Source organism: Sphingobacterium cavernae (assembly GCF_008520265.1).
GTDB lineage: Bacteria > Bacteroidota > Bacteroidia > Sphingobacteriales > Sphingobacteriaceae > Sphingobacterium > Sphingobacterium cavernae.
Genome location: NZ_VIQM01000109.1, coordinates 1 through 1,859, shown reverse-complemented (window position 1 = coordinate 1,859; position 1,859 = coordinate 1). Strand labels below are relative to the sequence as shown.

3 protein-coding genes and 1 pseudogene are annotated in these 1,859 nt (G+C 32.5%); all 4 read right to left on the bottom strand.

The genetic code is table 11. The features are described 5' to 3' along the window. A pseudogene (locus FLS47_RS19195) lies at positions 1-117 on the bottom strand (IS982 family transposase); the annotation flags it as partial. Between the two features lie 243 nt (positions 118-360). Then, on the bottom strand, positions 361-831 hold the full coding sequence (locus FLS47_RS17580) for an SRPBCC family protein (protein WP_149915630.1): 471 nt from the start codon (positions 829-831) through the stop codon (positions 361-363). Between the two features lie 328 nt (positions 832-1,159). Then, a complete protein-coding gene (locus tag FLS47_RS18690; protein ID WP_223225408.1) occupies positions 1,160-1,363 on the bottom strand; it encodes a hypothetical protein in 204 nt (67 codons plus the stop codon). A gap of 319 nt (positions 1,364-1,682) precedes the next feature. Then, the gene (locus tag FLS47_RS18685) at positions 1,683-1,859 is read right to left on the bottom strand and encodes a transposase (protein ID WP_262713896.1); all 177 of its coding nucleotides are present in this window, start codon (positions 1,857-1,859) and stop codon (positions 1,683-1,685) included.

Here is a 1,859-nt window from a genome sequence, read left to right as displayed (position 1 = left end):
GGTTGCTGGTCGTCTTGAAGCCTTCCCAATGATGAAGTTTTTAGTGTTTTTTTCAAAGTTCTTGCAAAACTCATCAACTATGCAGAAAATATCGGTAACTTTATCGTATGTAATCATGGTCTGGTGTGTTGTTAAATATTTGAATTTCAGATACTTAAATATAAGCATTTACCACCATGATTGCAATTTTAAATAGAATTAATAATCGAATTCAGGTTTATAGTTTTGCGAAATAATAATATAAGGGAAACTTGCTAATTCCATTTAATATTACTTGTGTTTCGAAAACGACTTTATTATGAATTTAGTCGCTTATAATAAATCACACTTTAAAATAAGGTTCTTATATAACATAGTATTTTATTCTTTAGGGCTCTCGTTGAATAGTTTCTCTAAAATTTGGAAGCGAAAGTCGAAGATTTCAATTAGTTTGTTTTTGACAAAAAGTTTGTGTGCCAAAATTCCTAAAATACCTAAAGGCAATTCATAAATAACAGTGTCTTTCATTAATACTCCCTTGTCATTTTCTATAAAATCATGCCTATGGTTCCAATATTTATATGGACCGGATGATTGAAAGTCCGTAAAGTTTTTATTTTTTTCTACGGTAGTAATTATCGTTCTCCATTTCAAAGGAATATTTAGAATTGGAGTAACGATGTAATCAATCATCATATTTTCATGAATTTCTTCATTTTCAAAATTTGACACTATTGTAAATCCCATTTCTTTTGGGGTAATCTTCGATAGGTTCATAGGGGAAGAGAAAAATTGCCAAGCTGTATCAATATCACAATTTAATTGCTGTTCTCTATATAATGTGAATTTCATTTTTTGCCTTATATTATCTTACTTTAATCGATTAAATTTTACGCCGCTTTATGTTGATTGTTGTGTGTATTTTGTTTAGGTAACACTTATTGTTTAATTTGTGATCCAGTTTTTAAAACCTCTATATTCATAGGTTGTTTTTCTTCATTAGCAGGACTTTCAACCTCATATCTTCACGCATCAACGACAGACGTACAATGCCATCGTGATAGACTTCTGCCTGAAAATTTATGAGCATGGGCAAGGTGTACATAACTCCCAAACTAAAGGCTCTGCGTCTGTCTTTCTTGTTTCTTTGTCCAAACAAATTGGTTTCATGTTCATCGTCTCACATTTTTCGATATCGCCAATCAAAACCGATGAACGGCATCAACCATTGCATCTTTCCGATGTATCTACCCAAATGCGTTTCTACTTCGTAACCGTGATGGTCGTTGTAACCCAATCTCCATTTTGTTCCCAAACTCCATCTTGCATTTTGAAGCATTGCTTCACCATCATTTCCATTTGTTGCGAAATCGTTTATTGCCATAAAATGCATCATATTACTTTTAATAAGGAAACAATCATTTACTTGAAATCCTTGTTGTACTGTTTTTTTGTCATCTTGATAAAGTTAAAGTTTATGGGCTTAACTTATCGTAGATATTTTTGTAGAAGGGTCACAACACGATTTCCATAGCATAGTCTTTTAGAAGTTATCACTACTTGTTTCGGAGTTACAACTTTTGTTGATATGCCAAAATTTGAAAATAATATTGAAACCAATATCACAGATTACCCCCAGTGGGGGAATTTTTATAAAACGGAGCGTAAAACCCACAGGTCTTTAGCCTGTTGGATGTAAGCGACTAACCCTGATTGAGAATATACTCACGAATAGTATCAGGAAATGCTTCAGCTATTGAACAAACAAAATAACCATCAGACCAGAAAGTATGTTCTTTCCAAAAATGTTTAAATAAGAATGACCTGTGTGGTGAACGCGAAATGTAATAAGTAGATTCTTGTTTTAACTTGCGAACAAT